At 41.5% G+C, this 25620-nt stretch carries 25 protein-coding genes; 23 read left to right on the plus strand and 2 right to left on the minus strand.

Annotated elements, in window-relative coordinates; all coding sequences use genetic code 11:
- Window positions 1–90 precede the first annotated feature (90 nt).
- From ACWU4D_RS04105 to ACWU4D_RS04150, 10 genes are all read left to right on the plus strand, one after another.
- Window positions 91–1020 carry a DMT family transporter gene (locus ACWU4D_RS04105; protein WP_456050538.1) on the plus strand — a complete coding sequence of 310 codons (930 nt, stop codon included), beginning with the start codon at window positions 91–93 and terminating at the stop codon, window positions 1018–1020.
- Between the two features lie 112 nt (window positions 1021–1132).
- The gene (locus tag ACWU4D_RS04110; protein WP_456050123.1) at window positions 1133–1738 is read left to right on the plus strand and encodes a TetR/AcrR family transcriptional regulator; all 606 of its coding nucleotides are present in this window, start codon (window positions 1133–1135) and stop codon (window positions 1736–1738) included.
- 1 nt (window position 1739) lies between these two features.
- Window positions 1740–4199 (plus strand): efflux RND transporter permease subunit, encoded by a 2460-nt coding sequence (locus ACWU4D_RS04115; RefSeq protein WP_456050124.1) that lies wholly within the window; start codon window positions 1740–1742, stop codon window positions 4197–4199.
- 1 nt (window position 4200) lies between these two features.
- Window positions 4201–4995: an outer membrane lipoprotein-sorting protein gene (locus ACWU4D_RS04120; RefSeq protein WP_456050125.1), complete on the plus strand. Its 795-nt coding sequence runs from the start codon at window positions 4201–4203 to the stop codon at window positions 4993–4995.
- A 14-nt stretch (window positions 4996–5009) separates the two neighbouring features.
- Window positions 5010–6428 (plus strand): DUF1302 family protein, encoded by a 1419-nt coding sequence (locus ACWU4D_RS04125; protein ID WP_456050126.1) that lies wholly within the window; start codon window positions 5010–5012, stop codon window positions 6426–6428.
- A 159-nt stretch (window positions 6429–6587) separates the two neighbouring features.
- The gene (locus ACWU4D_RS04130; RefSeq protein WP_456050127.1) at window positions 6588–7691 is read left to right on the plus strand and encodes a Fic family protein; all 1104 of its coding nucleotides are present in this window, start codon (window positions 6588–6590) and stop codon (window positions 7689–7691) included.
- A 199-nt stretch (window positions 7692–7890) separates the two neighbouring features.
- Window positions 7891–8268 carry a PH domain-containing protein gene (locus ACWU4D_RS04135; RefSeq protein ID WP_456050128.1) on the plus strand — a complete coding sequence of 126 codons (378 nt, stop codon included), beginning with the start codon at window positions 7891–7893 and terminating at the stop codon, window positions 8266–8268.
- A 344-nt stretch (window positions 8269–8612) separates the two neighbouring features.
- The gene (locus ACWU4D_RS04140; protein ID WP_456050129.1) at window positions 8613–9803 is read left to right on the plus strand and encodes an ABC transporter substrate-binding protein; all 1191 of its coding nucleotides are present in this window, start codon (window positions 8613–8615) and stop codon (window positions 9801–9803) included.
- 86 nt (window positions 9804–9889) lie between these two features.
- Entirely contained in the window at window positions 9890–11548 is a 1659-nt protein-coding gene (locus ACWU4D_RS04145) for an ABC transporter permease (protein ID WP_456050130.1), read from the plus strand.
- A 15-nt stretch (window positions 11549–11563) separates the two neighbouring features.
- Complete coding sequence (locus ACWU4D_RS04150) at window positions 11564–12202, plus strand: ATP-binding cassette domain-containing protein (protein WP_456050131.1); 639 nt, start codon at window positions 11564–11566, stop codon at window positions 12200–12202.
- A 360-nt stretch (window positions 12203–12562) separates the two neighbouring features.
- Here the strand turns inward: ACWU4D_RS04150 and ACWU4D_RS04155 are convergent, their stop codons facing one another.
- Complete coding sequence (locus tag ACWU4D_RS04155) at window positions 12563–12886, minus strand: NGG1p interacting factor NIF3 (protein ID WP_456050132.1); 324 nt, start codon at window positions 12884–12886, stop codon at window positions 12563–12565.
- A 279-nt stretch (window positions 12887–13165) separates the two neighbouring features.
- Between ACWU4D_RS04155 and ACWU4D_RS04160 the strand changes: the two genes are divergently transcribed.
- The 4 genes from ACWU4D_RS04160 to ACWU4D_RS04175 all read left to right on the plus strand — a co-directional run bounded on the left by ACWU4D_RS04160 (window position 13166) and on the right by ACWU4D_RS04175 (window position 16609).
- Entirely contained in the window at window positions 13166–14002 is an 837-nt protein-coding gene (locus ACWU4D_RS04160; RefSeq protein ID WP_456050133.1) for a formate/nitrite transporter family protein, read from the plus strand.
- A gap of 10 nt (window positions 14003–14012) precedes the next feature.
- Window positions 14013–15719, plus strand: a complete 1707-nt coding sequence (locus ACWU4D_RS04165; protein ID WP_456050134.1) for a protein kinase domain-containing protein — start codon at window positions 14013–14015, stop codon at window positions 15717–15719.
- 189 nt (window positions 15720–15908) lie between these two features.
- Entirely contained in the window at window positions 15909–16202 is a 294-nt protein-coding gene (locus ACWU4D_RS04170) for a hypothetical protein (protein ID WP_456050135.1), read from the plus strand.
- Window positions 16199–16609 (plus strand): type II toxin-antitoxin system YafO family toxin, encoded by a 411-nt coding sequence (locus ACWU4D_RS04175; protein WP_456050136.1) that lies wholly within the window; start codon window positions 16199–16201, stop codon window positions 16607–16609. Before ACWU4D_RS04170 ends, ACWU4D_RS04175 begins: the two co-directional genes overlap by 4 nt.
- Before the next feature lie 87 nt (window positions 16610–16696).
- On the opposite strand, the gene ACWU4D_RS04180 is transcribed toward ACWU4D_RS04175, so the two are convergent.
- Complete coding sequence (locus ACWU4D_RS04180; protein ID WP_456050137.1) at window positions 16697–17035, minus strand: cytosolic protein; 339 nt, start codon at window positions 17033–17035, stop codon at window positions 16697–16699.
- A gap of 313 nt (window positions 17036–17348) precedes the next feature.
- Between ACWU4D_RS04180 and ACWU4D_RS04185 the strand changes: the two genes are divergently transcribed.
- The 9 genes from ACWU4D_RS04185 (at window position 17349) to cyoD (ending at window position 25613) form a co-directional block, all read left to right on the plus strand.
- Window positions 17349–17735, plus strand: a complete 387-nt coding sequence (locus ACWU4D_RS04185) for a hypothetical protein (RefSeq protein ID WP_456050138.1) — start codon at window positions 17349–17351, stop codon at window positions 17733–17735.
- A gap of 144 nt (window positions 17736–17879) precedes the next feature.
- Entirely contained in the window at window positions 17880–18875 is a 996-nt protein-coding gene (locus tag ACWU4D_RS04190; protein ID WP_456050139.1) for a hypothetical protein, read from the plus strand.
- A 136-nt stretch (window positions 18876–19011) separates the two neighbouring features.
- Window positions 19012–20070: a DUF6414 family protein gene (locus tag ACWU4D_RS04195; RefSeq protein ID WP_456050140.1), complete on the plus strand. Its 1059-nt coding sequence runs from the start codon at window positions 19012–19014 to the stop codon at window positions 20068–20070.
- 13 nt (window positions 20071–20083) lie between these two features.
- The gene (locus tag ACWU4D_RS04200) at window positions 20084–20449 is read left to right on the plus strand and encodes a VOC family protein (RefSeq protein WP_456050141.1); all 366 of its coding nucleotides are present in this window, start codon (window positions 20084–20086) and stop codon (window positions 20447–20449) included.
- A gap of 113 nt (window positions 20450–20562) precedes the next feature.
- Entirely contained in the window at window positions 20563–20976 is a 414-nt protein-coding gene (locus ACWU4D_RS04205; protein ID WP_456050142.1) for a hypothetical protein, read from the plus strand.
- A 701-nt stretch (window positions 20977–21677) separates the two neighbouring features.
- Window positions 21678–22562 carry a ubiquinol oxidase subunit II gene (gene cyoA / locus ACWU4D_RS04210; protein ID WP_456050143.1) on the plus strand — a complete coding sequence of 295 codons (885 nt, stop codon included), beginning with the start codon at window positions 21678–21680 and terminating at the stop codon, window positions 22560–22562.
- A 28-nt stretch (window positions 22563–22590) separates the two neighbouring features.
- Window positions 22591–24639, plus strand: coding sequence for a cytochrome o ubiquinol oxidase subunit I (gene cyoB / locus ACWU4D_RS04215; RefSeq protein WP_456050539.1), 2049 nt, complete (start codon window positions 22591–22593; stop codon window positions 24637–24639).
- Window positions 24640–25275 carry a cytochrome o ubiquinol oxidase subunit III gene (cyoC, locus tag ACWU4D_RS04220; RefSeq protein ID WP_456050144.1) on the plus strand — a complete coding sequence of 212 codons (636 nt, stop codon included), beginning with the start codon at window positions 24640–24642 and terminating at the stop codon, window positions 25273–25275.
- Complete coding sequence (gene cyoD / locus ACWU4D_RS04225; RefSeq protein ID WP_456050145.1) at window positions 25275–25613, plus strand: cytochrome o ubiquinol oxidase subunit IV; 339 nt, start codon at window positions 25275–25277, stop codon at window positions 25611–25613. The genes cyoC and cyoD overlap by 1 nt, the downstream gene beginning before the upstream one ends.
- Window positions 25614–25620: the final 7 nt, after the last annotated feature.

A 25620-nucleotide genomic window follows, 5' to 3' on the forward strand; every position in this document is an offset into this window, starting at 1 on the left:
CAATGTTTACGTCCTTTTAGCACAAATATATGTTTTTAACTTCGTTATCCTAATGACTAAGATAACGCACGGGAAAGAGTTAAAATGACAATGTTAATGGCTGAACATCGAATTACACCCTATCAATTTGGTAGCTTCGCAATCTTGTTCGCGTCAATTTTATGGGGTACTACTGGCACGGCTGCGAGCTTTGCTCCTGAGATTAGTTCTCTCGCAATAGGTGCTTTTTCCATGGGCGTTGGTGGACTTTTACAAGCATGTTTTGCTTATAAGGCGTTAAATCAGGCATCGAGCCAATTAATCAAACACAAGAAAATGCTGTTGATCGGCGCGTTAGCGTTAGCTGTGTATCCACTGGCTTTTTACACGTCGATGCGACTTGCTGGTGTGGCGGTAGGAACGGTAATTTCCATCGCTACGGCGCCTTTCTTTACTGTGTTATTAGAGCGTCTTTTTAGCAATAATAGTCATATTACAAAAAAGTGGCTAATTAGCTTTGTTATTGGAATGGTTGGTATTGCCTTACTCACATTTTCTGAGTCTTCCGTTTCAGCTCATTCTGTTTCCGCTCATTCTGTTCCAACACGGGATGAAAGCCTACAAACGTTGGGCATTGTTTTGGGCCTTGTCGCAGGCCTCACCTATGCAACGTATTCTTGGATAGCGAAAGCCATGATTGATGAGGGGATCCCATCTCAAGCGGCACTTGGCAGTATTTTTGGTCTTGGCGCGCTGTTGCTGCTTCCCACACTGGCATTTACGGGTGGCAATTTGTTTACTTCTGCATCAAATACGCTGATTTTGGGCTACATGGCTATTATCCCAATGTGTATTGCGTATATCGCGTTTGGCTTCGGATTAAGGCATGTTAAGGCCAGCAGCGCGACGTTATTAACCTTGTTTGAGCCTGTTGTTGCCGCTGCGTTAGCCGTGTTGGTGGTCGGTGAGGTGATTCCTTTGATCGGCTGGTTTGGCATGGGGTTGATCGTGATTTGTTTGTTATTGCAGTCGACGAGTTAAGTTGTTTTTGACTTTAATCAAATGATTAAATTTGATTAGCGAAAAAGATGTCTTAACTGTAAGCAAAGATCTAAGCTGTTAATCAGTTGATTAATTTGCTTGGATCTTAACAATGACCGAAACCAAATCCTCTGATGATGGTAAACGACAAGCATTGTTGGATGCGAGCCGTGAACTCTTTCTTAAAAACAGTTACAACAATATTTCAATTCGAAAAATTGCCGATAGGGCGCAAGTTAACTCCGCACTGATTGGGTATTATTTTGGGTCAAAAAGCGGCTTGTTCCGCGAAATGCTCGGCTCTTACCTCAATCATAATTTGGATCGTTTAGAGTACATCTTGGATGATTTGAATCATGAAAATCTAAATAGCTTCTTTCTCAATTTCTATCGTTCTGTTCCTGCAGAATTTACTCATTTAATACTCCGAACCGTTTTATACGAACGCAATGACATGCGTGACTGGATTATGGACACCATATTTAAACGAGTGTTGCAATTAGCACTTAAAACCTCTCGCGAAATTGGTGATAAGAGTGGCAAGGATTATGACCCTCACCTTATTCGAACCGTTATTCAGAGCATGTTGGTGATGCCTAAGGTGCTCCAGCCTATGGTTGAGGAACTTGAACCAGGCCGAATGAATGATGAATTTTATGAACAGTTGGCGGAACTGAATAGCCAATTACTGACGCAATTTTTTGGTTTGGAGAAATAAGATGACGACATGGCGACAGCAGTTGGAAGGGTTTTTCTCCAAGCTAAGCGACCAAATTATGCAGCGTCCGAAAACATCGCTGCTGGTTTTTGTCATGTTGTTGGCGGCATTTTCGACAGCACTGAGATCGGTTGAGTTTGATCCTGAAATGGAAAGCTTTGTCGACGAACAAGCCGATGTGCGCGTTATTTACAATGAAGTAAAAGAGCAGTTTGGTCGCAATGATGTAATCATGTTGGCATTACAGGGTGAAGTATTAACCCCTGAGTTTTTAACTAAGCTAATAAGTCTCCATGAATATATTGAATACGAGTTACCGTATGTCAGCGATGTCACCAGTCTGGTTAATGCGCCATTTCAACAGGGTTCGGTAGATGAACTTCAGGTGCTAGACCTGATTGATGAATTGCCAAAAAACGATACAGATGTTGCTGAAATAGAACGACGAATAACTCAAAACAAATTGGCCAATGAGATCTTAGTGAATGAAGATCGGAGCATGGCGTTGATCATTATTGAGTTACAAACCTACGACTATGGCCAAGACCAAAGTGAAATAGACGGTGAGCAAGATCCTTTTGCCACAGATGATTTTGATTTTTCGGCCACAAATTTTGACTCAGAAAATCCAGATCCAGAACTAAACACTGAGCTGCCAGAAGTTAGCCGTGATCAAGTGATATCCCTTATTTCTATGATCCGAACTGAGCTAGAAAACTACCAAGATTTGAAACCGGTACTTGCTGGGATGCCGCTTATTGATCAAGCGCTGCAAAACACGATGCAATCGGAAATGAGTTTCTTCCTGCGTTTGACGGTATTGTTGATAGCGTTAACCTTGGTTGTCTTCTTCCGTCAGTTAAACGCGGTGGCTGCGCCTATGTTTGCGGTTTTGGCGGCGTTACTGCTGACGATATCGATATTGGTCTTAACCGGAAATAAAATTCAGCTTCCTCTTATTCTGTTGCCGTCATTTTTATTGGCGATCACCATTGGTGACGCCGTGCATTTACTGACGCATTTTTATCGTAAGATTCGAATTGGAGACGATAAAAAGTCCGCAATGATCCATGCTGTTGAGCGTACCGCGGTTCCGATGTTATTGACCTCTTTAACCACCGCAGGCGGCTTGCTGTCTTTGGGTATAGCCGATGTCGTGCCGATTAGAAATTTAGGTGTGTTTGCTGCTGTCGGAGTCATGCTCGCATTCGTATTAACCATTTGTGTGATTCCTGCGGTTGTTATGATATTGCCAATGCGAAAAGTGACACAGAAAAGTGAACGTCACAGCGCTAGTCATGTGATGGAAATAATCGCGAATTTTAGTTGGCGTCATGGCGGTAAGCTTGCGATAGCTTGGTTAGTGGTGGTATTGATTTCACTGACTCAAATCGCGAATCTTAAGTTTTCTCATGACCCGATGAACTGGATGCCGCAGGGGTCTGAGATCACTCAAAACACCTTAATTATCGATGACAATATGAGCGGAACCATGACCTTTGATGTGGTGATTGATACGGGTAAAAGCAATGGTATAAAAAATCTCGAATTACTGAAAAAATTGGCGATTTGGCAAGACAAGCTTAATGGTTTTAAAGATGGTGAAGTCGAGATAAAAGGAACTAGCTCTATTATTGATGTGGTGCGGGAATCGAATCGCGCTCTTCAAGGCGGCGAAAATAGCCAGTATCGTTTGCCCAATTCAGAGCAGCTCTTGATTGAAGAACTGTTCTTATTTGAAAATAGTGCCTCCGATGAGCTATTCAAAATTGTAGATGGTGATTTCAGCCAAACCAAAATGCGCTTGGTATTGCCTTGGAATGACTTGATCCATTACAGCCACCTTGTCGACGAGCTGCAACAGCAAGGTGCCGAGATATTCGGTGACAGCGCTAAGGTTAAAGTCACTGGGCTGGTCGCCATTATGGCGGGGGCGTTGTCGGCCCTGATTACGTCGACGGCATTTAGTTATCTGATTGCGACCATAGTGATTGGCATCATGATGATGTTACTGCTGTCATCATTTGGCTTAGGTGCGCTTGCGATGATCCCAAATATGGCTCCGATCATCGTAGTGATGGGCTTTATGCATCCGATGGGGATTCCGCTCGATATGCTGACCATGCTAGTCGCAACAATTGCAATTGGTATTGCGGTGGATAACACCGTGCACTTTACCCACCATTTCCGCTACGGTTTGGAGCAAGGACACACGAGTTATAATGCGATGTTGGATGCCTTTGCTGGGGCAGGTCAGGCACTGCTCACCACGTGTATTGTCTTGACCGTTGGCTTTTATGTATTTCTATTCAGTGAAGTATCGAGTGTGTTTAATTTAGGCTTTTTATGCGGTACCGCCTTTATTCTCGCACTGATTTCTAACTTCACTCTAACTCCCTTTTTATTGCGCTGGTACTATCGAAATCACCAGTCTCAAACGACTGCTCACACAGGAGCTTAACATGAAAAAAATCGTTCAATTAGTGACTGCCGTAACCACTATCGCGCTATCAAGCTCGGCATTGGCGCTAACTGCTGATGAAATTATGCAAAACGTTGATGCCTTTCCTGAGCCGGATTCTCTAACCTCAAAAATGAGCATGGTGCTGGTAGATAATAAAGGGAAACAGCGTATTCGTTCATTAACGACTTCGAGAAAAAAGTTTGGTGATGATGAAAAATCGCTGATGTTCTTTTTAGAACCGTCAGATGTGAAAGGGACAGGATTTCTTATGGTCGATTATGGCGAAGCCGTTAAAGATGACGACCAATGGATGCTATTGCCTTCGCTGAAGAAAACGAAACGGATTGCCAGCGCCGATAAGACCTCGAGTTTTATGGGGAGTGATTTCTCTTACGCCGATATGAACGACCGGAACCTAGAAGAATGGAACTATAAAATAATTAAAGAAGATCAAGTCAATGGCGCTTCCGTTTGGATTATTGAATCTCTCCCAGTGAGCGACGAGATCATTGATAAGTATGGCTATACCCGCTCAATCATCTACGTGAAACAAGATAATTTTCAGGTTGTTCGCGGCATTAGCTACAAGAAGAAAAAAGGAGAAATAAAGCTCCTTAATATCGCGAAATCGGAGTTTATAAATGGCTACTGGATTAACCTAGAAACGCAAATGATCACTCAGAAAAACGGTAAAACGGTGCACCGCACGTTAATGAAAGTGGACGATGTTGACGTTGGTCCGGCGTTGGATGACGGTGAGTTTACCTTAAATCGCTTAGAACGGGGATTATAATGAGGAGAAGGCGTATGGCTTTGAATTATCCTAAGCCAGCACAGTTAGAACAGTATCAGGGATTGAGAGTTCGATCCCTTACTGTACTGATGGGACTCTCGTTATATTCGGTTTCGGCAATTGCAGATGAATTTTCTGATTTATTCGCCGAAGATCTCTTTGCCGATATTGAAATCGAAACCATTCAAAGTGAAACAGGTCCACTCCAAATAGAATTGGCAGCAGGTGTTAAAACGATTATCAACACCAATAGTAATGAAGATACCGCCGTTGACGAGGCTTATTCTGGCCTATCAAGTCTGGCTATTAGTCTCAATCCAGACATTACCTATCAACCGAATGACGAGTTTCGTATTGATGCGGATATTGAGTTAAGCACCGATCTTATTTTCGATCTGCGATCTGATGAGACGTGGAGTGATGACGATGTTGATGCTCGAGAATTTGATTCTGATATAAATGAGCTCAAAGCCTCTTATCAATTGGGTAATTGGCAAATCAGTACAGGTATTCAACGTATTACTTTGGGTATGGCCGACGCTCTGTCCGCCTCGAATGTTTTGTATGCGCAGAACTTGGAAGTACCCGGTATTGTCGATGTTGGTGACAGTTATGCTCCAGCGTGGACCACCGCGCTAAAGGGGAATGTCGGTGATATTTTGATTAAAGCTGGGATTGTTCATACTCATGAATTATTACGTTACCCAGTCACCGGTTCTGATTTTGATATCGGTATTCAAAGTACGTTAGAAGCGTCTGGTTTCGAGCTCGAAGCGGAAGCGTTTTCGCTAGAGAATATGGGCTGGTTTAGCTCATTCTCTGGGGTAAAAGGCGCGCTTGATTGGCAGCTTAACCTTATTACTCAGTTGTCTCACACTCCAGTTCTGGAATTGGGAAATGGCTCTATTGTCGATGTTCAGTACCCTCGAACTCACACTATTGCGTTGGCCACAAGTTATGTTATTGATGCGTTTTTACTGAAAGCAGAAGGTGCGTTTGAGAATGGGATGGAAGCACAGAGTAATAATGGTGAAATGAGTCGTTACGATCGCGTTATTGGTTCGCTAGGGTTTGATTACGATCCCTCGAGTATTGGTCGATTGGTTGTGGAATTCCAAGCCTCAACCATCGTTGACTTCGATAGCTATGATTTCATGGAGACCGATTTTGCTCCAGATGAAGCAACTGCGCGCTGGGCGTTGATCTACACGCAAAGTTTTCTCCATGAACAACTCAGTTTATCGGCTCAAATGTTAGCGTATGATGCGGATATGGCAGGAGGCCGAATTCAGTCGATCAAATTGGAATACGACATCAGCGACAACTGGAAAACTACGCTTCGTTATGTCGATTATGTGAGCGGAGATTATTCGCTTCTTTCAGATGTAAGTGACCGAGACCGATTGATCCTTTCAACTCGCTATGCGTTTTAGATCGATTTCTTGCCTCTTACCTTAAAATTATCCCATCCTAAAACTCTCTAATGATGCGAATAATGTCCTTATTCACATCATATTTTGATTTGATTAATGGGCCTATTCGAATCATAATGTGATTTGAATAGGCGGTGTTTTCAAATTAAGGAGTTATCTATGTGGATTTGGCAGCAAGAGTCATGGCCAAGTTTTAACTGGGATAAAGGTATCATCGAGCCACTCGTTAGAGAGACGCGCCTTAACCAAGGCGTTTTGCTAGGTAAGATGTTATGCCAACCCTTTGATCAAACAGAAAATATGCTCGATACTTTGTTGGCGAACATTGTGCATTCCAGTGCGATAGAAGGCGAAAAGCTGAATGCCTTCTCGGTGCGGTCATCGCTCGCGCATAAATTGGATATAACAGAAGAGACCCCTTTTCCAACCACCAATCAAACCGATGGTCTTGCAGAAATAATGCTTGATGCGGTTAATAACCTAGATGCACCTTTAACGCTTCAGCGGATTCTGGATTGGCACGCCTTATTATTTCCAGAGGGATATACCATGTTTAACCCCGTGGTAGGTGGGCAATTACGGGGTGATGCGCCGATGCAAGTTATATCGGGTCGGTTAGATAAACCTGTTGTCCATTTTGAGGCTCCAAATAGAGAGGAGTTAGATAATGAGTTGAGTGTATTCACTCAATGGTTTAACGATTCGAGGATGGATAACACGCTCGACCCATTGTTACGGGCAGCCATTACTCATCTTTGGTTTGTTACTTTGCACCCTTTAGATGATGGCAATGGTCGAATCACGCGTCTACTCACTGATCTAGCGTTAGCTCAAGCAGAGCATCAATCTGTGAGGTTTTATGCCATGTCGGTGGCTATTCTCGCCAATCGAAAAAGCTATTACGACATTCTAGAGCAAACTCAAAAAGGTGGAATGGATATTACCGTATGGCTCAAGTGGTTTTTTGAAACATTGAATCAAACTTTTGATGCGGCGTTACAGGAGATAGATAAAACGGTATTCAAAACGAACTTTTGGCGACAAACCGATCAATCTCGGTTATCGAGAGAACAAACCAAAGTGCTGAATCGAATGCTGGATGGTGATTTCCCCGAAGGGATCAATACGTCTCAATACCACAAAGTCACCAAGGTAAGTAAACCCACCGCCACTCGTCATTTAGCGGCATTGGTTGAGCTTGGTTGTCTTGTAAAATCTGGGGCAGGTGGCCGAAGCACGCGGTATCATTTGGTGAGGCAATAAAAGTTATTCTGATATTTTTCTCAAATTGATGTTTTATTCTGACGTTTTTCTTGTTTGAAATCGATGAAGTGACTCGAATTTCTATTAGAGTAAATTTGATTTCATTAATTCAGACCAATTCCAAAAAAATCACATTCAATTCACCCATTCGCCTTACAATTCAATACACTCGTATAAATTATCGAAATAGGGTAGATAAATGATTGATTTCAAAAACTCCTCAGTGTTTAAACTCAAGCCGATTAAGCTTTCGGATGCGAGAGAAGATTTTCATAAGTTTCTAATAGACGGTGAAACCATACTGACGGCATTTAAAAGTGTTCGTGATCAGGTGATCTTTACAAATAAGCGCGTTATAGCGGCGAATGTTCAAGGGATTACGGGTTCAAAGGTTGACTATACGTCGCTACCTTTCAGTAAAGTAAATGCATTCTCGGTAGAAACGTCGGGAACTTTCGACATAGATTGCGAAATTGAACTCTATTTGAGCGAAGTCGGATGCGTTCGTTTTGAAGTAAAAGGTTCGTTCGATATTGTCACGTTTAACCGTGCGATTAGTGAATATGTATTAGCCTAATCAATTTAGCGTTTGTGGGCTAAAAAGTGTGGTAACTGCAAATTAAAGGCGAGCCTGAATGGTTCGCCTTTGTTGTTTTAGTTACAGTGTCTCTTATTGAGGTTAGTCATGCGAAAACATATGCTTACAAAGATGATTAAAAATATTGTGATAACTACTGTAACAATAGTCCCGTTAAGAACGACTAATGATAATCAGATAACTTCTCATATGAGCTATCCTTATTTAAGGAGCTACTTATGTTTACTTGGTAAGTTCGGAACTATTTGGTGAAACGATAGTCTTGAATTTTGTGAGAGTATCAGAATTTATTAACTATAATCATATAAAAAATAAGGAATTACATGAAACTTTCCACTCGTTTACTTACCCTTGCCGCCGCATTGTCTACTTCGGTTGCTACGGCAGCAGACTGGGATAGTATTGTTGAAAAAGCACAAGGACAAACCGTTTATTTTCATGCCTGGGGTGGGGATGAAAATATAAATGACTACATTCAGTGGGCCGCTGACCGAGTGAACGATCAGTATGGCGTCACGGTAAAACATGTCAAAAACATTGCGCCGAATGCGGTGAGTCAAGTGCTTGCTGAAAAGTCTGCTGGTAAGGATACAGGTGGTGCGGTCGACCTTATTTGGATTAACGGTGAAAATTTCGCCAACATGAAGTCGAATGGTTTGCTCTACGGCCCATTTACACAAGACCTGCCGAGTTATCAGTATGTTGATGTCGAGAATAAACCGACAACGGTGTTTGATTTCACTGTTCCTGTTGATAATTTAGAAGCACCTTGGGGCATGGCACAGTTAATCTTCCAGTATGATTCTGAGTACGTTTCTAAAGCACCTAACAATGTTGAAGATCTTCTGGCGTTTGCGAAACAGAATCCTGGACGATTTACTTACCCGGCTCCACCTGCTTTTCACGGCACTACGTTTGTAAAACAAGTGTTATTGGAACTTACCGATAACAATCCGGCACTTTATTCGCCTGTAGAAGAGAGTAATTTCGATGAAGTGACAGCTCCATTGTGGAACTATCTTGACCAGTTGCATCCAAACATGTGGCAAAAGGGCACGACATTCACCGATGGCGCACCTCGCATGAAGCAGTTGTTGAATGATGGTGAGATCTTTATTTCACTTAGCTTTAACCCATTTGACGCCAGCAGCGCAATTGCGACAGGTCAGCTGCCGGATACTGTCCGTACTTACATTCACCAAGGTGGGACAATCGGTAATACCCATTTCTTGACCATTCCATTTAATACCAGTCACGCAGAAGGTGCGATGGTCTTTTCTAACTTCCTAATGTCACCGGAAGCTCAGGCTCGTAAAGCCAACACCGATATTTGGGGAGACCCAACCGTTCTTGCAATGGGCAAGCTAACCGATAGCGATCGTGCTATATTTGAGAACTTACCAAAGGGCGTTGCAACCCTTTCAAATGAAGAGCTTTCTAATGTATTGCGCGAACCTGATACCAGTTGGGTTAGAGCACTTGAAGCAGCTTGGTTAGAACGATACGGAAACTAATAGCGACCTTGAGTATTTTAAAATCCGTTTTATCAAGAGGCTCCATTTTTGGGGCCTCACCTTGGCTTACAACGAGCCTATTTCTTGTGCCTGTTGTTGTTGGCCTTCTTGGAACATGGTTACCTGCCTTCGGTTGGTTTCCGGCAATAAATAGCAACACGCTTAGCTTTACGCCGTGGGAACAATTATTCGCCCATCCCGGTGCGCTTCCTGCGACCATAAAAACCTTAGTTACGGGCTTAGGTGCTTCTTTATTAGCACTTATCGTGACCTTACTGATTTTAATTGGGTTATACCCATCAACGGTTTTCAATCGAATTGAACGTAGCCTTGCTCCTTTATTATCAATACCTCATGCCGCTTTTGCGATAGGGTTAGGCTTGCTGGTGATGCCGAGTGGTTGGCTGGTTCGTTTTGCCGCGCAATTTACCGAAAGCTTATCGCTCCCGCCATTATGGACAACGTTTCAGGATGTTAATGGCATCAGTTTAATCGTAACTCTTGCTCTAAAAGAGATACCGTTTCTATTGTTTATGTCGTTGGCGATTTTACCAACCTTGAAAGCAAAGCAGACGCTGATTTTGGCGGAAAGCTTGGGACACACAAAACGTTACGCGTGGGCTTGGTTGTTGTTTCCAAGGCTCTATAAACAAATCAAATTACCGTTTTTCGCTGTGGTAGCGTATTCGTTAACGGTGGTTGATATCGCGATGATCGCCGGGCCAACGACGCCACCAACACTGGCGGTTATGGTTAATCAATGGTTTTATAATCCAGACTTTCAATATAGAACGATAGGGGCAGCAGGTGCGACGCTGTTACTTGCTATCAATGTTGTGGTGTTGGTTGGTTTACATTTCGTAGAAGCGCCATTAAGGAACCTGCGTGGTCGACAATTGCTGCGCGGTGTCTCGCATAGAAGAAGCGTATATTGGGAATACCCAGTGGCGATGTTCGCCATGTTTTCATTAATCTCACTCTACGTTGCGTCAATCGTACAATTGCTGATGTGGAGCTTTGCTTCGCGTTGGCGTTATCCAGACCTTATTCCTGAACAGGTATCAATGAGGTCGTGGAGCCGAATTTTTAACCGCATCGAAGAACCCTTCTATAACAGTTTGTTACTGGCAAGTCTGTCTGCATTCTTTGCGCTCGTACTTGCCATTGTCATGCTTGAAAATGAAGTTAGGGTGAAAAAGAGAAAGCCAAATTATGATGCGGATAAAACGTTGTTCATCGTGTATCTGCCATTATTGATTCCTCAAATTGCCTTTCTGTTTGGTTTTCAGGTTTTTCTGATTCAAACGGGCTTAGATGCAAATTTTTATTCCTTATTATGGTCACATAGCGTGTTTGTTATTCCTTATGTGTTTCTAACGCTGAGTGGGCCTTACCGGAAATTCGATCAGCGTTATAGTGTTGCCGCTGTCACTTTGTGCGCATGTCCGGTAAAAAGTTTTTGGAAAGTGAAATTTCAAATGTTGTTGCGGCCGATACTCTACGCATTTGCGACAGGTTTTTCCGTCTCAATTGCTCAGTATTTACCGACGCTTTTTGTCGGAGCAGGGAAGTTTGCCACCATTACGACTGAAACCGTCGCGATGACCAGCGGTGGAGATCGTCGGTTAATCTCGGTCATGGCGATGTGGCAACAATTGCTACCGCTTGTGATCTTTTTGTTGGCGACCTTAGTGCCTGCCGTTTTGTTTAGAAACCGAAAAGCGATGCAGCAAAGCTCGTTATAGGTGAGAGTATAAAGTATGTCATTTGAGCTAATTGATTTTCAAATCGCCATGGGTGATAGCCCACTGTTCGAACCTTTCTCTTTAACCGTTAAAGCGGGGCAAGTTGGCGCGATAACGGGCCCGAGTGGTTCCGGTAAGTCGACCATTTTATCGGATATTTTGGGTGATTTAGCGCCAGTGTTCTCTCGCAAGGGCGGGATGATATTAAACGGTACAGAGCTATCTGGTATCCCAACCTCCAAGCGTCAAATCGGCATTTTATTTCAAGATGATTTGCTGTTTCCGCACCTAAATGTCTTCGAAAACTTGGTGTTTGGCTTACCCTCTAAATTGAGCCAACAACAGAAGTATGAACGAATTTCGAGCGCATTGAATCACGCGGGGTTATCAGGATTTGAAGAGCGAGATATTGCGACATTATCGGGTGGGCAGCGTTCACGTATTAGTCTACTGAGAACCTTGCTTTCAGAGCCTAAAGTGATCTTGCTCGATGAGCCTTTCTCAAAGCTCGATGAAACGCTGCGCGACCAATTTAGAAGTTGGGTGTTTAGTCAGATTCAAACTCAAAACATTCCCGCAGTATTGGTCACGCATGACGTGAAAGACATCCCCGATAGCGCAGTGAAGACACAACTGAAAATCGTGTCTTCCTGATTAAACGAAAAGCCTTGGTGTCACGTGGTTCAGCTTCGTAGATGATATGCAGTGTCGCTGCGGTGAAACTAACCTAGATAACTTGTGGTCTAATATTTTTACGGAGAGTCATTATGTCTATAGAGACGTATTAATGATTGTTGTATTTATCTAAATCTCATTGAAAATATAGATTCATCAATGAAAAAATGGAGCTTGCTTATGCCTTTTTATACTCTGTTAATGATGTATTTTATTATCGTGTCACTGTGTTTTTTACTATCCCTGACAATGATTAATAACACCGAGAAGCGAAAGAAGCTTCTTAAAATTAGCGTATCGTGTTTAGTTATTGGCGGAGGTATGAGCCTCTTTCATTAATCAGATTAAATCCTCCAGGGTTTTGGCTTCAAGGATATGATAGGCGGGCGTTTCGTAGGGGTGTGCTTGAATCATCGCTTGGATGGCGAGCTTTGCTTTGTCTCTTAAACACACCATTTCGATCTTTCGTTCAGATACCACTTCAACTTCACCAACGGTACCAATAAAGGGTGTCGCTCCAGCCTTGGGTTGAAACGTTCCTTCACCTTTTATTGTAAAGGCGCAACGCCGATAATCACCGATCTCTCCAGCGCCTGCCGTTGCCATGGCATCAATTACTACATTGACATGATCTTCTGGAACATAAACCGCTATAACCAACATATATGACGTCCTAGTTTGTTTTTAAGATTAATTTGTACTGCTTATTTTAAGATAAGTTTATTTAAAAGTAACAAGTTAGATAGACAAATCCGCTAAGTAAAGTTAACCCTTTAGTAGTAGTTTATCTGCCCAATCGATGTGCTCTCTGTTCTACAATGGTATGAATTGTTAACAAATAAACAACAAAAAAGCCAACGATCACTAGAGATATAAGGCTGTTGAGGGGTTGGCATGAAAATCGCTATCAACTAAATGACAATCATTTCAAGGAGAGTAACGATGTCTTATATAGAACCCCGTGAGTTTGCAACCAAGATGGTTGATGCAGGCGAACAGAAAATATTTATGTCAACCCAAGATACCCTAGTAAGAGCCTACATGGCAGGCGCTATTCTTGCTCTAGCAGCATTTTTCGCCATTACTGTTATCGTCACGACGGGCAACGCATTAATTGGTGCGGTGCTATTCCCAGTCGGTTTTATCATGCTTTACTTGATGAAGTTCGACCTGTTAACGGGTGTGTTTACGCTTGTCCCGTTGGCCGTCATTGATAAGCGTCCCGGATGTACGCCAAATCAACTTTTCCGAAACTGGGGCTTAGTATTTCTAGGAAACTTCGCTGGCGCGCTAACCGTTGCATTTTTCGCTTCATTTATTTTGACTTATGGTTACAACACTGACGGTGGAGCACTAGCCGCCAAAGTAAGTACGATAGGTGAGTCACGTACCTTAGGGTATCAGGAGCATGGTACTGCAGGGTGGTTCACCATTTTCATCCGAGGAATGTTGTGTAACTGGATGGTTTCAATGGGTGTTGTCGGTGCAATGATTTCAACGTCTGCGGCTGGTAAAATGATGGCAATGTGGATGCCAATCATGTTGTTCTTCTTTATGGGCTTTGAGCACTCAATTGTAAATATGTTCTTGTTCCCTTTCTCTATGATCATGGGTGGTGAATTTACGGTTCTTGATTACTTTGTTTGGAATGAAATTCCGACAGCATTAGGAAACCTATTTGGTGGCTTCTTGTTAGTGGGACTGCCAATCTACCTTACTCACGTTCGCACAAAATCAGAGCGTAAGATTGATGCGTCTAAGAAAGCCGTAGAAATGTAATTGTTCTATCGTGCTTGATATAAAAATAGGTCAGGCTTCAGTCGCGGGATTGAAGCCTGTTAACCAAGACAGTGTCGGCGCTCGTGTTCCTGATGAACCGACTTTAACGAGTAAAGGTGTCGCAGTGGCAATCAGTGACGGGATCAGTTCCAGTCAGGTGAGCCAAGTCGCCAGTGAAATCGCCGTTCTGAGTTTTCTTTCTGACTATTATTCTACGTCGGATGCTTGGACAGTGAAAAGTTCGGGTTTAAAAGTTCTCAAAGCCATTAACTATTGGCTCTACTCACAGACGAAAAATAGCGAACACCGCTTTGATTTTAATAAAGGTTATGTTTGTACCTTTAGTGCTTTGGTCATTAAATCTCACACCGCCCATTTATTTCACACCGGAGACTCGCGAGTTTACCGACTGACCGGTGACACTCTAGAGCAACTGACAGTAGACCATAGGCGCAGAATTAATGACGAGACCAGTTACTTAAGTCGAGCTTTGGGGATAGATCCAGAGATCGAGATCGACTATCGATCATTTGCCGTGAAAGAAGGAGAAACGTTTTTATTAGCAACAGACGGTTTGTTTAACTTTGTTGCGGAAAAAGAGATTGCTAAACAAGCAAGTCAGCTGACTCTTGACACCAAAGAACGTTGTGACATCCTTATTCAGAAAGCGTTAGATAAAGGAAGTGACGATAATCTATCGATTCAAATTGTTGATGTTATCGCTTTGCCCGAGCCTCAGTTAACGGAACTAACCTATACGGCGTTAAACCTCTCTCCTGCACCGATTTTGACTCCAGGAGATTCTATCGATGGTTATCAAATTCTCCGAGAGCTTTCCATAAGTAGCCGTAGTCATGTATTTCTTGCTCAAGATACACAAACTGAGACTTTTGTGGTGTTAAAAACCCCTTCAGCTGAAAGTAGTCAGGACATTGCGCACCTCGATACTTTTTTGTTGGAAGATTGGATCGCAAAAAAACTGAGTAATCCTCACTTAATGCAATCGCATAAATCAAATCGTGTTCAAAGTAGCTTATATACTGTAACTGAGTACATTGATGGGTTAACGTTATCGCAGTGGATTAAGGACAACCTTGAGCCTGATATCAATACGGTCAGACAAATCATCACCCAGATAGCGAAAGGGTTGCAGGCGATGCATCGGCAGGAAATGATCCATCAGGATATCCGCCCGCACAATATCATGATTGACAAATTCGGCGTTGTTAAGATCATCGATTTTGGTGCGACGAATGTCGCCGGTATTACCGAAATCTATTCTCACCCACAATCAATAATGGGAACGGCCCAGTATACAGCCCCAGAGTATTTTATTGGCCATGCTGGTTCTCACCGATCGGATATCTTTTCTTTAGGAGTGATTGCCTATCAGATGCTCACGGGTAAATTCCCATATGGTGTTATGGTATCAAAATCCACCACGGTTAAATCCCAACAGAAACTGCAATATGTGTCTGCATCGTCGATCAATACCCATCTTCCAGACTGGATCGATTTTGCCTTGAAAAAAGCCACCAGTGTCGAGCCTCATCGGCGTTATGAAGAGGTCTCTGAATTTGTCTTTGATCTCACGAATCCAAACCCCAAGGCGGATAAAAACAGGTGGAAGCCGATCGCAGAGCGCAATCCCATTCTGTTTTGGCAGAGAATATCATTGATTCTGTTTGTCGCGTTGCTACTGGCGTTAGCGTTTTAATCGGAAAGCTAACTTAGCTTATCATTTATTAAGTTAATTTCTTAAGTTGGCAGGAAGCGTTTAGCGCACGGACTGTAATTCAAAATCACCTCATTTCGTGACAGTACACACCTCAATCAACTTGATTCTGTACAAACACATAATGCCGATATACAATATTAAGTACACAATCAAGTACTCAGGTGTGTTATGAAAATAAGTACAATCTATGCAGAAAAAGCAGTGTCATCAAGCGAAGCTAGAAAGCATTTTAAAGATTGCTTATCAGGGGAGCCTGTCGTGGTTTTATCGAACAATGAGCCTGCTGGTTATATGATGAGCGCCACTTTTTTTGAAGGACTTATGAAAGCTTTAGAAGAGAAGAATGCTGACTCCGTTTCATCATTTAGACCAATGAGCGCTCGCTTAGAAACCATTGCACACCTGAACGCTCAAGCATTGACAGAGCTAGATGAGAGTAATTTGGGTGAGTTTCAAGAGTGAGTAAGTCATTAAATATTAGGATTTTTAAACATAAAATCTTAATTGATTCGCTTACTGAAAGTGAGCTTCAATTTTTGACTAACGACTTTAGACACTATAAGGAGACGGGTCAGAAACCAGATTTTTTTGGTCGAGATGAAGCTTATAATCATCCCAATACATTACCGATCTTGAAGTCAGAGGAAGTGAAGCACATTCATTTAGCTTCTAGTGATGCTCCGTTTTTAAGTTCCATCCAATTTTACCAAACGAGTGATAAGCATTTAGTGTATTGCCAAGGCTGGAATGACCTTAGTTGTTTTCTGTTAATCGCCATCCTTGCACCTGATGCTCATGAGCAAGCCCGTAATCGAACTATCATGCATAACTTGGGTTTAATAGCTGAAAAATTTAGGCAGCAATTCTAAATCGTTTGCTCTATTTCTTGCTAGGTAAACCGATCGCCAGTTAACCGACCTCATTCAATTCGCCGATTTCAACTTACTGAGTAGCTTTCAGTCCAATCGGGTAATAAAGGTTTGCTCGTCATCGACAAAAGCCACATAGTCGCCGTAATAGATAAATACCCGACCACGCCCTTCAACTAAGCAGGCAAGCTGTGGGTGTAAATCTTCCTCGAGATTTTGGCTTTGAAACGTGCCGGTATCGGTGATCACGCCGCTGAGTGGAGGCAAATATCCATACGTGCGCTTAGCTTGGTCAATCAGGCTCAATTCACTAGTGGTAGAGAAGCAAGAGGGGATAGCACCGGCATCTTCTATAAACATAGTTTTCAGTTCTTCATAAGCTGTAATCACCAGCCAGTCGATGTCGTTAACACGATGGATAAACATAGAGAGTTCTCGGAAATTTTGGTGCGGGGATTTTATCACTATCTGGAGAGAACGTCGTTTAAATTGGCTCGATTTTCTAGTAGTGAAATACGAAATATGTTACATATTATAAAGTTAGGTATTAGTACTCTTGAGATAACGCGCCAAAATTGAAGAATGATTTATGTAGGCTCGTTTTTTCTAGTAATAAATTACTTAAATACTAATATTTATTTAATATAAATCAGATGTTTGTTGGTTTTTTTGCTATACAGCTAGCCTGCGAAAACGAGCCGGCATATTATTAAAGATGTTATGTTTCATGGAGGAAAACTTGAAAGCTCTATCAGTAGTTGAGCCGTGGGGAACAATGATCGCCAATGGATTAAAGTCATTGGAAATTAGATCATGGAGTCCAGAACTACTACCAATGCTAAATGTTGCTTTGGTTCAAAATAACACACGTCTAACGAAATACGGTGACGAAGATGTTGATGGTCGAGTTGTGGCTATTGTTGATATTGTCTCAAGTGAACCATGGGTAAAAGAGGACTGCAAACATTCAGGCTGTGATGAGTCAGAGTTTGAAGAGGGCTGGTTGGCATGGAAGTTAAAAAATATCAGAAAGCTAGATAACCCAGTGAGTGCAATAGCAAAACGTAAATTCTACGATTTGACAGATTCTGAGGATATTGCCGTCAAACGTGAGTTAGAAACATAACAAATTGTTCAAGAGTGATTCGGCACGCGTGGCATTTTTACTATGCGTTGGTTTTAGTGGTTAAGGTGTTATGCGGAAGCTTGGGTATTGCGTGCCTCACACCTTAACAAGGCGTTATGTGATAAAGGAATTGGTTTCGATAAAATGAATGAAAATATTGTAGAAATCATTAAGCCTGGGATTCATATAAATTTAAATTCGTACTGGGCTATGCATTACTGTTCAATACTTGAAGTGCTATATGAACAAAAGACTATGACTGATGGATTCAATCGCCCCTATATGAAGAACGTTGAACCTACCCTCGAAAACTTGGCTTCTAAAGCTGGCTTTGCATTTTTTAATGGTATCAAGCAGTCTTTACAAAATTTTGGTCTTCAAACATTACTCTGTCATTATCTTACTAGCGATGAAGGCAGACCAATATTTATTGATATTGTTTCAAAATTATCAGACTTACATTCGTATGATTTTATGGCCGAAACGCAAGAATATGGTGTTCATGTAAGTTGTAAAGACTTTAATAGTGGCTTGCGGTTTATAGAAAGTTATAACCCATGCTTAATAGGTTATGACAACTTAACCCATTCTGATGCTGCTAATAAAGTAGCTTATGCAGATCTTTGTATTCTGCTAAAAAATAAAAATGAAGAGCATACGAACTATGGAATATTAGGTGAAGTTGAAGGGAATCATGGTAGTGAGTTATTGCTTGACTCTTTTTGGAAGAAAAAGAAAGGAGAATATTACTCTTTTGGTGTTGGCGTAAAGCAACGAAATTTTAAAGCTCCTAATATTTTTACTGGTAAAATTGAACCTGAACCACCAACTATTACGGGTAAATGGGTTCAAACTTATTATGGCTGGAAATATGTCATTATCATTGAAAGTGATCACTCTATTGTTCAAGACTTTCACAATGCAATTGGTACTATTCAAACATTTATGACTCTAGGACCAGAACAAAAGGCAAATTATGATTCGTCTTTACTACCAGTTCTAAATTTAATCAAACAAAATTGGGGTTGTCATATTTTGGACTTAATAAAGGAGCTTCGTACCTTGTTGGTTTCAAATAAACTTGCTACTTTGGGAGTTAACCCACTACCAGCAAAAACCATACCGAGTATTATCACATAACAAAGCACTTAAACGGAACTAAAACAGTGGGTTACGTTTCGCTTCGCTACACATTATAACCCACAATTTTAGTCCGCTTAGTGCGGCGTTAGGCGACTTAATTAGTATCACTCTCTTAATAAGGATATTTAGAAAAATGAATTTATATGACTATTTATACGTTGATTTAGATAAAGCAATTTCTTTATATAGCCAATTAACAGGTGGTGTAGTTGAATTAAGAGAAACTCAACGTGAAAATAGCTCTACGGCTGATAACAAAAGAAACTATGATTTTAAAGTATTTAAGCATGATGCTGGTGGTGTTGAGCAAGAAAAAGAGCAAGATAAATCAACAATTAAACCTCACCATGCACTTCTACAAGAACTCGAGCAAGAGTTGAGCTCTTCTGGGTATTTGTTAAACCTTTCTAAGTTAGGTGAAAACCAAACTCTTAAATCACCAGAAGTGAGAGATATATTAAAAAATACACTCTGCGTTAAATGCACAGGACGAGTGGTTTTCGAAGACTATGAAAGAATGAAAAAAATAGGTCAAGATTTTCCTTCTATAGCCGCATTAATTAACAAGAGTCAATTAAGCACAATTGAGCAATCACCTGAATATCAAAGTATTGTCGAGCAAATTAGTGTTTTACGAAATACTTCAGGTGAGCGAAATTTAAAAAACAAAGCAAAACAACAAGCTAAAGAATTACAGAGTCAGTTAGATGAATTTAAAGCTTCTATCACAGATGTAGATACTGTACCTCAATGGGTTCTTGATGGAATGAAAACATGGATAGATGCTTTCCTACCTAATATAACGAATATAAGGGTGTACCCATTTAGTGAAGAAAATGATGAGCATCTATTTGGCCATTTAGAATCATCTAATTTTACAATTGTTGATCCTACGGCTTTTCATTTTACTTATGGTTCATTCCCAACAGAAGAACTTACAATTATAGGTATTGTTACCTCTGTACCCAGTTCAGAAGAAGAAAATTTTAAACCCTTAAGTGAGTTTGAAAAAGACGAACTTGAGGATTATGAATCTGTTGAGAATGCGTTTAGAGGAATGTTCCGTGGATTTGATGGGATGGAAGCTATGGTAAGAACTTGCAGGTATCCACGAATCCTTGTCCATCCTGTTTTAGTTTATCGTCAAACATCGCCTAACAAGTCACTAAGAGACTACAACCAGTCGCTATAAAATGGAGATGGAAATGGAAAACCTGAATACCGTAGAAATAAAGTCATTCGTTCCCGCTAAAGACTTTGAAGTCTCTAAACACTTTTATCAGACAATGGGTTTTGAAATGGCATCTGAGTTTGACGGTATCGCATATTTCAAGTCAGGCTCTTGTTCCTTCTTGCTTCAAGACTTTTACGAACCTGCTCACAGTAACAACTTTATGATGCACCTATTAGTTGAAGATGCTAAAAGTTGGTATACACATATTTTAAATCTCAATCTAGACAAAGAGTTTGGTGTAAAGGTCACTGAGCTTATTGAACAGCCGTGGGGAATGCTCGAGTTTTGTTTAACAGATCCGGGTGGTGTGTTGTGGCGCGTAGGCGAAAATCAGTAGCCTAATAAGTCGTAAAAGTCGGATTCGTAACAGTTGGCTCGAATTCGCTTCGTTCAGAAACTTTTGTCAACTGCTTTTCACCTCTTAATGTGCGTCAAACTCAAGGAAAATAAATGGGACTAATAATCGGGCCAGTCGTGATCTTTTGGATTGTTTCTTTCTTTTATACTTGGCGTATGGGATACGTTTTGTTTACAGGTAAGGCATTCTTCCCCTATATATTATCAGTAATCTTCATTGGGTTGCTCGGAGCATTAATATATGTCTTTGGCGGCTTGTCTACGTTTATAGGCCGCAGTGAGCTTTGGGCTTTTGAGATTCCTTGGTTCTTTCTTTTGAATAAGTATGCGTTTATTGGGTTTGCTGTCTCTATGCTGAGCTACTTTTTTGGAGGCAGTATCTTTAGTGGGGACATATCCAAGGCAGTCATTTTTATTCTTGCATTTTCAATATCATTAGGAAGTTTAGTCGGGTGTTTTAGTTCTAGTGCATTTATGCAAAAGTACGATATATCTGAGACGTACTAATAAATTTAACCAACCCACCTCCGAATAAAAACAAAAAGCGAACCAAATGGCTCGCTTCTATGTCTATCGATAACCTCACCACAAACAGTATCGTGGCTATACCAATCTCTACTCTTCGTAGTTATCAATACTCGGATATGAACAAATCAAATTACGGTCACCGTAGATATTATCGACACGGTTAACGGTTGGCCAGTACTTCGACGCCTTGGTTTGTTTGGTTCAGCGATCAGATCTCTCGACTAAAAAACCCGCTATTCGTAAACTTGTTACTTATATTGCCATGTCGATGACGTTTGTAAGGCTTTGTAACCTAATTCGGTTATAAAGATTAACCTCTAAGAAGCAATTTATTTTCATTCTGATTACACTCCTGCCCATTATTCTTTTAAATTTTAGTAATAAAATTCAATAATATAGACTAAATCCTAACTAGTAAGTCTAGATATATAAACAAAGCAAAACCCAATATATTAGTAATTAATATTATAGATATTAGCCACTTAGCCCTATTAAAAGTATGGTTTTAAAGCTTGATTTATCTATGGATTTGATGAACTAACCTGTCATAATATAGAGTAGAGTTAATTAATTTAATTAAGTGTCCATTAAAAACATTTTAAGTACCTGGACGCCCATAAACACTACGCATTGTTAACAGATAGTTTATACAATGTTAAATATGTTAAATCGGAGAGGCAATGAAAATAAGGGTTAGCAAGAAAACAGCGCTGGCACTGGTGGCTTTAGCCATAGTTGGCTTTTTTCTTATATTGTTCAGTAGTCACATGGTGCTATTTGACCCTAAAGGAAGCACTGGAGAAGCACAAAGCGATCTGATAATCACGTCGGTTTTGCTTATGGGTATTATTATTGTTCCAGTGATATTTATGGTGTTTTATTTTCCTTACAAATATCGCCATAGCAATACAGATGCAGAATATAAGCCTGACTGGGAGCATTCGACTTCGATTGAAATCGTTGTTTGGACTGTACCATGTCTAATCATTCTTGCATTGGGTTGGGTGACTTACAAAACATCTTATTCTTTAGATCCCCGACAAACAATCGAATCTGAAAAGCCGCCATTGACCATTCAAGTTGTTGCGATGAATTGGAAATGGTTGTTTATTTATCCAGAGCAAAATATTGCTACGGTAAACGAAGTCGCGTTTCCTGTTGACCGACCGGTAGAATTTTTAATTACCTCTGACGCCACCATGAATTCATTCTTCATACCTCAATTAGGTAGTCAGGTTTATGCGATGGCAGGTATGGAAAACCGCCTCAATCTGATGGCGTCGGAAATCGGTGTCTACCGAGGTATTTCTGCAAACTACAGTGGTTTTGGGTTCGCAAACATGCGCTTCCAAGCTCACGTAAAAGACAATTCTTCATTTAATCAATGGGTTGAGAACATTCAGTCCACAGAGAATATTTTAGACGATACAACGTACGCTGCGTTGGAGGCGAACTCGAAAGAGCAGATTAAGACGCCTCACCCCGTAACGTACTATCAATCCATTGAACCGCTTAGATTCAAGGACATCATCGAGAAACATTCAGGAGTAATCAATGGCTTATAAAGGTGATGTTTATGCTGCACCCGATCCGATCTTCGGTAAGCTAAACTGGGACGTCATTCCCTACACAGATCCCGTTATTTTACCAGTAATGATAATTGCTGTTTTAGGCGGAATAGGTCTATTCGGCCTCATTACCTATCTAGGTAAATGGAAGTATTTATGGAGCGAGTGGTTTACCTCAGTTGACCACAAGAAAATCGGCGTGATGTATATGATCGTGGCATTGGTAATGATGCTACGGGGATTTGCTGATGCCTTTATGATGCGAACCCAACAAGCGGCCGCGACTGTTGATGCCTCATATTTACCGCCGGAACATTACGATCAAATTTTCACCGCTCATGGTGTAATTATGATTTTCTTCGTCGCGATGCCTTTAGTTGTTGGTCTGATGAATGTCATCGTTCCACTGCAAATTGGTGCGCGAGATGTTGCCTTTCCGTTTTTAAACTCATTGAGTTTCTGGCTATTCGTCGTTGGTGCCATATTAATTAATGCATCACTTTTCATCGGTGAATTTGCAGCAACTGGATGGTTGGCTTATCCGCCACTTTCAGGAATGGAGTATAGCCCCTGGGTTGGTGTCGATTACTGGCTCTGGTCATTGCAGATATCCGGTATTGGTACTTTGCTAACTGGTGTTAACTTTGTCGTTACCATCATTAGAATGCGTGCTCCAGGCATGAAATTGATGCAAATGCCGGTGTTCACTTGGACATCACTTTGTGCAAACGCATTGATCGTTTTAGCCTTCCCAATCCTAACGGTAACCTTGGTGTTACTAACTTTAGATCGTTACATCGGCACCCATTTCTTTACCAATGATATGGGCGGTAATCAGATGATGTACGTGAATCTGATTTGGGCTTGGGGTCACCCTGAAGTTTACATTCTGATCTTGCCGGCATTCGGTATTTTCTCCGAGATTACCGCTACCTTCTCACGTAAACGCCTATTTGGTTACACCTCTCTGGTTTGGGCGACTGCCGTTATTATGGTGCTGTCGTTTATCGTGTGGCTACATCACTTCTTTACGATGGGGGCAGGAGCAAGTGTAAACGCGTTCTTTGGTATTGCGACCATGATTATTTCGATACCCACCGGGGTTAAAATATTCAACTGGTTGTTTACCATGTACAAAGGGCGAGTTGAATTTACCGCCAGCATGTGGTGGACCATTTCGTTCCTATTCACCTTTACTATCGGTGGTATGACGGGCGTAATGTTAGCCGTACCTGCAGCCAACTTCTTACTGCACAACAGCTTATTCGTTATTGCCCATTTCCATAACGTTATTATTGGTGGCGCAGTATTTGGATACTTTGCCGGTTTCACTTACTGGTTCCCTAAAGCGACAGGCTTTAAGTTGAACGAGAAGTGGGGAAAAATCTCGTGTTCATTATGGACACTCGGTTTCTTCGTTACCTTCATGCCGATTTACGTACTTGGTTTCAGTGGTATGACTCGTCGATTAAACGTCGCTGATAACCCTGATTGGGCGCCTCTATTATGGTTGTCTGCACTCGGTGTAATGATCATTGCTTCAGGCATCGCCTCACAGGTGTATCAGGTGTATATCAGTATTCGAGATAGAAAACAGAACCTCGATACCACTGGCGACCCATGGAATGCGCGTACTTTAGAGTGGGCGACATCGTCACCACCTCCATTTTACAACTTTGCTGTGTTACCAAAAATTCATGATCGTGATGAGCACTTTTACCAAAAAGAGAACGGTACCGCTTATCAAAAACCAGATCGTTATAAGCGTATCCATATGCCGAAAAATACTTGGGCAGGTATTGTGATTAGTTTATTTTCCTTAACACTTGGTTTTGGCTTTGTTTGGTACATATGGTGGTTGGTAGCCGTTAGTTTTGTCGGAATTATAGCGTCTTGGATAATTTACAGCTTCCAACGTAGTAAAGACTATTACGTGGAAATTGCCGAAGTTGAAGAGATTGAAGGTCGCCACTTAGAGCGTGTTGCTCAAGCAAAACAAGAAGCCAGCGATTCTGAAGAAAAAAACAACTCGGGGAATACCGATGCCTTCAATACCGCTAAGGAGGGAGTATAGATGACCGTTACAAATGAATTACTCGATACTGACTCGGTAAACACTCAACAAGACAGTCATGATGATCACGATCATCATGACTATGCTGGAGACACCCTGTTTGGCTTTTGGATTTATATCCTGAGCGACTGTCTTCTATTTGGAACACTTTTCGCGACTTTTGCTGTGTTTTCTAACAGCTTCGCGGGTCAAGTCGATCCGCAAACGCTATTTAACTTGCCGTTTGTCATGGCAGAAACCGCACTGTTGCTTGCGAGTAGCTTTACCTTTGGCATCGCAATGTTGAAAGCAAACGCTGAAGATATGCGCGGTCTCGTAAAATGGTTACTGATTACGTTTGCGCTCGGCTTTGCTTTCTTGGTCATGGAACTCTATGAGTTTTATCACTTTAGCCATGAAGGGGCGACTTTCCACAGTAGCGCTTACTGGTCTTCTTTCTATACGCTAGTGGGTACGCACGGACTTCACGTCTTAGCGGGCCTAGTTTGGATGTTAGTACTGTTTGCTCACTTTAAACGTGATGGTTTTACAACCGAAAACAAAACCCGCTTGGCTTGTTTAAGCTTATTCTGGCACTTCTTAGATGTTATCTGGATTTGTGTCTTTAGCGTTGTTTACCTGATGGGGGTCATCTAATGAGTCAATCTTCTGAACAGCACCATGGCGGTCAAGCACATGGTAGCGTTAAAGAGTATAAGATGGGACTTATTCTGTCCGTCATACTCACCCTAATTCCATTTATTCTGGTTGGAGCTGAATTAGGTTCTCCACAGTTCCTAATTCCTGTCATTCTAGTGTGTGCTGTGGCCCAAATACTTGTACAACTAGTGTTCTTTCTTCATATGAACACATCATCTGATCAGATGTGGAACACCACTTCTGCTGTATTTGTTGTGGTTATCGTTGCCATTATTCTGATCGGTTCACTTTGGATCATGCAGCATTTGAATCACAACATGTTGATGGGACACTAAACGGATG

It is taken from the genome of Vibrio phycocola, from assembly GCF_053850235.1.

What these genes read in the sequence shown, in the direction of transcription:
- ACWU4D_RS04105 (WP_456050538.1), top strand. Translation starts at nt 91, where the DNA reads ATGTTAATGGCTGAACATCGAATTACACCCTATCAATTTGGTAGCTTC.
- ACWU4D_RS04110 (WP_456050123.1), top strand. Translation starts at nt 1,133, where the DNA reads ATGACCGAAACCAAATCCTCTGATGATGGTAAACGACAAGCATTGTTG.
- ACWU4D_RS04115 (WP_456050124.1), top strand. Translation starts at nt 1,740, where the DNA reads ATGACGACATGGCGACAGCAGTTGGAAGGGTTTTTCTCCAAGCTAAGC.
- ACWU4D_RS04120 (WP_456050125.1), top strand. Translation starts at nt 4,201, where the DNA reads ATGAAAAAAATCGTTCAATTAGTGACTGCCGTAACCACTATCGCGCTA.
- ACWU4D_RS04125 (WP_456050126.1), top strand. Translation starts at nt 5,010, where the DNA reads ATGGCTTTGAATTATCCTAAGCCAGCACAGTTAGAACAGTATCAGGGA.
- ACWU4D_RS04130 (WP_456050127.1), top strand. Translation starts at nt 6,588, where the DNA reads ATGTGGATTTGGCAGCAAGAGTCATGGCCAAGTTTTAACTGGGATAAA.
- ACWU4D_RS04135 (WP_456050128.1), top strand. Translation starts at nt 7,891, where the DNA reads ATGATTGATTTCAAAAACTCCTCAGTGTTTAAACTCAAGCCGATTAAG.
- ACWU4D_RS04140 (WP_456050129.1), top strand. Translation starts at nt 8,613, where the DNA reads ATGAAACTTTCCACTCGTTTACTTACCCTTGCCGCCGCATTGTCTACT.
- ACWU4D_RS04150 (WP_456050131.1), top strand. Translation starts at nt 11,564, where the DNA reads ATGTCATTTGAGCTAATTGATTTTCAAATCGCCATGGGTGATAGCCCA.
- ACWU4D_RS04155 (WP_456050132.1), bottom strand. Translation starts at nt 12,886, where the DNA reads ATGTTGGTTATAGCGGTTTATGTTCCAGAAGATCATGTCAATGTAGTA.
- ACWU4D_RS04160 (WP_456050133.1), top strand. Translation starts at nt 13,166, where the DNA reads ATGTCTTATATAGAACCCCGTGAGTTTGCAACCAAGATGGTTGATGCA.
- ACWU4D_RS04170 (WP_456050135.1), top strand. Translation starts at nt 15,909, where the DNA reads ATGAAAATAAGTACAATCTATGCAGAAAAAGCAGTGTCATCAAGCGAA.
- ACWU4D_RS04180 (WP_456050137.1), bottom strand. Translation starts at nt 17,035, where the DNA reads ATGTTTATCCATCGTGTTAACGACATCGACTGGCTGGTGATTACAGCT.
- ACWU4D_RS04190 (WP_456050139.1), top strand. Translation starts at nt 17,880, where the DNA reads ATGAATGAAAATATTGTAGAAATCATTAAGCCTGGGATTCATATAAAT.
- ACWU4D_RS04195 (WP_456050140.1), top strand. Translation starts at nt 19,012, where the DNA reads ATGAATTTATATGACTATTTATACGTTGATTTAGATAAAGCAATTTCT.
- ACWU4D_RS04200 (WP_456050141.1), top strand. Translation starts at nt 20,084, where the DNA reads ATGGAAAACCTGAATACCGTAGAAATAAAGTCATTCGTTCCCGCTAAA.
- ACWU4D_RS04205 (WP_456050142.1), top strand. Translation starts at nt 20,563, where the DNA reads ATGGGACTAATAATCGGGCCAGTCGTGATCTTTTGGATTGTTTCTTTC.
- cyoA (WP_456050143.1), top strand. Translation starts at nt 21,678, where the DNA reads ATGAAAATAAGGGTTAGCAAGAAAACAGCGCTGGCACTGGTGGCTTTA.
- cyoC (WP_456050144.1), top strand. Translation starts at nt 24,640, where the DNA reads ATGACCGTTACAAATGAATTACTCGATACTGACTCGGTAAACACTCAA.
- cyoD (WP_456050145.1), top strand. Translation starts at nt 25,275, where the DNA reads ATGAGTCAATCTTCTGAACAGCACCATGGCGGTCAAGCACATGGTAGC.